This is a genomic window from Xanthomonas euvesicatoria pv. euvesicatoria (genome assembly GCF_020880415.1).
Taxonomy (GTDB): Bacteria; Pseudomonadota; Gammaproteobacteria; order Xanthomonadales; family Xanthomonadaceae; genus Xanthomonas; species Xanthomonas euvesicatoria.
On the sequence record NZ_JAJIUJ010000033.1, the window covers coordinates 1 to 2596 of the forward strand.

The 2596-nt window shown below is 64.6% G+C and carries 3 protein-coding genes; all 3 read left to right on the forward strand.

Annotated elements, in window-relative coordinates:
- A partial coding sequence (gene trbJ / locus LN450_RS04895; protein ID WP_228884992.1) for a P-type conjugative transfer protein TrbJ occupies positions 1 to 653 on the forward strand: 653 nt, incomplete at its 5' end.
- A gap of 17 nt (positions 654 to 670) precedes the next feature.
- Entirely contained in the window at positions 671 to 946 is a 276-nt protein-coding gene (gene trbK / locus LN450_RS04900) for an entry exclusion lipoprotein TrbK (protein ID WP_011347384.1), read from the forward strand.
- The gene (gene trbL / locus LN450_RS04905; RefSeq protein ID WP_011347385.1) at positions 943 to 2592 is read left to right on the forward strand and encodes a P-type conjugative transfer protein TrbL; all 1650 of its coding nucleotides are present in this window, start codon (positions 943 to 945) and stop codon (positions 2590 to 2592) included. The genes trbK and trbL overlap by 4 nt, the downstream gene beginning before the upstream one ends.
- Positions 2593 to 2596: the final 4 nt, after the last annotated feature.

Consider the following 2596-nt stretch of genomic DNA (forward strand, 5'->3'; position numbering starts at 1 on the left):
CCATCGAATCGGTGGCTCAAACGCTCAAGCAAATTGAGCAGTACAGCACCCAGCTCCAGCAGTATCAGAACCAGCTCCAGAACACGATGGCCCCGGCAGCCTATATCTGGGATCAGGCGCAGTCCACCATCAATGGGCTGATGAACGCCGTCAACACGCTGGACTACTACAAGACGCAGCTCGGCAGCCTGGACAGCTACATCAGCAAGTTCCAGGACGTGAACTACTACAAGGGGTCGCCGTGCTTCTCGGCTACTGGCTGCTCGGCCGCCGAATTGGCCGCCATGAACAACGTGCGGCAGCTCGCCAGCCAGTCGCAGAAGAAGGCCAACGATGCGTTGTTCAAGGGCTTGGACAAGCAGCAATCGAACCTGACGGCCGACGCGGCGACGTTGCAGCGTCTCCAGTCGGCCGCGCAGGGTGCGACCGGCCAGATGCAGGCCATCGGCTACGCCAACCAGCTTGCCAGCCAGCAGGCCAACCAGCTCTTGCAGATTCGTGGCCTGTTGATCGCGCAGCAGAACGCGGTGGCGACCAAGATGCAGGCCGACGCCGACCTTGAGGCCCGGCAGCAGGCGGCGCACGCCACTTCGACGGAATCCCGCATCGGGAAAACGGCCAGCCCGCAAAACTGGCTCGAACTGACCCGCTGACCAGGGAGGCTGACACCATGAAACCGACGATGCTGCTTGCCGGCCTCGTGGTGGCGCTGCTGGCCGGCTGCGACAGCAAGCCGGCCACCCAGGCCATGCCCGAGGTCAATGACGCGAACTGCCAGATCGAGAAGATCAAAAAGATCGAGGACAAGGCGACGCGCGAAACTTTCGCCGGGCTGTGCTCGCGCCGGTCGCTGACCGGCGGCGGCATCGCCCCGACCGAGAAGCCGATGAACTGGCTGGAACTGGCCGACCCGAAAGACTCGAAGGGGCAGGAGGCGAAGCCATGAAAGCACTGCACAAGGCGGCGCTGATCGGCGTCGCGCTCGCGCTCTACTCCACAGCCGCGTCGGCCCAGCTCACCAACCAGGGGATGCTTGACCAGGTGGTAACGGAGTTCGCCACGCGGGCCACGGCCTGGCAGACGGTGGTGATGAATGCCGCGACGTTCTTGTTCTGGACGCTGGGCACGATCTCGCTGGTCATCACCTTCGGCTTCATGGCGCTGCGCAAGGCCGACATTGGTGAGTTCTTCGCCGAGTTCATCAGGTTCATCCTGTTCTTCGGCTTCTTCCTCTGGTTGCTGCGCAATGGGCCGAACTTTGCCAACTCGATCATCCAGTCGCTGTCCAGGATTGGCGAGCAGGCTTCCGGCATCTCCTCGATCACGCCGTCGGGCATCGTCGATGTGGGCTTCCTGATCTGGAAGCAGGCCATCAACAACCTGTCGGCCTGGTCGCCTATCGACAGCTTTGTGGGCGTGGTCTTGAGCGCCGGCATCCTGCTCCTGCTGGCCGTTATCGCCGTGAACATGTTGCTGCTGCTCGTGTCAGCCTGGCTGCTGTCCTATGCCGGCCTCTTCTTCCTCGGCTTCGGCGGATCGCGTTGGACTTCCGACATGGCGATCAACTACTACAAGACAGTGCTGGGCGTCGCGGTGCAGATCATGACGATGGTGCTGCTTGTTGGCATCGGGAATGATCTACTGTCCAGCTTCTACGCCAAGATGAACAAGGGCACGCTGAACTTCGAGGAGCTCGGCGTGATGCTGGTGTTCTGCCTGGCGTTGCTGCTGCTGGTCAATCGCGTGCCGCCGCTGGTCGCTGGCGTCATTTCCGGTACGGGCATTGGGAACGCCGGTGGCATCGGCAACTTCGGTGCGGGCGCTGCTGTTGGTGCCGCGATGGGGGCGGCCAGTGTTGCGGCAGGCGCTGCGAGCATGGCCGGCGCGGCCGTGATGAGCGGCGCGGCCAACCTCGCCGGCGGGGTTTCGGCCGTCAAAGCCGCTTTCGTGAAGGCCCAGGGCAGCGCAACCAGCGATGCTGGCGCGGGCATGGACATGGTGGCGAGCATGGGCGACGCAGGTACTTCGGGCGGTCAGAACTCCGCCGGCGCAGGGGGATCGCCGTTCGCGCAGGCTGCGGGCTTCGGTGGCTCGTCTTCGGGTGGCGGTAGTACCTCGACTGGCAGCAGCGCGGGCGGCTCAAAGGGTGACAACAAGGCGGGCGCTGCCGACAAGGGCGGCAGCTCGACGGCCAGCACCGGCAGCAGTGCCGACAAGGCCGCCAAGAGCGAACCAAAGCCCACAGCCGGCGGGACTGTGCAGGGGCAGCAGGGCGGCCAGCAGGCCGCACCAGGCAGCACCGGCCCCGGTGGTCTGACTCATGCCGCAGCATTGGCAGCGGGTACCGCCGGCGAGCTGGCGAAGGGTGCGGGTGCCGTGCTCAGGGGCAGGGCGATGCAACTTGCGGAGGGCTTCCACGAACGCATGGACCAAACGATCGGCGGCCAAGTGGCAACGGCGATCCGAGCCAGCACTGCGGCAGAGGCTCCTGCCTTCGATGGCGACAGCTTGGCCGGCGAGCAGGCCGGTAATCAGGCGGCCGATCCCGATGATGAAGTCGCTGCTTTCGTGAATCGCACGACGCCGGCGTGAAAGG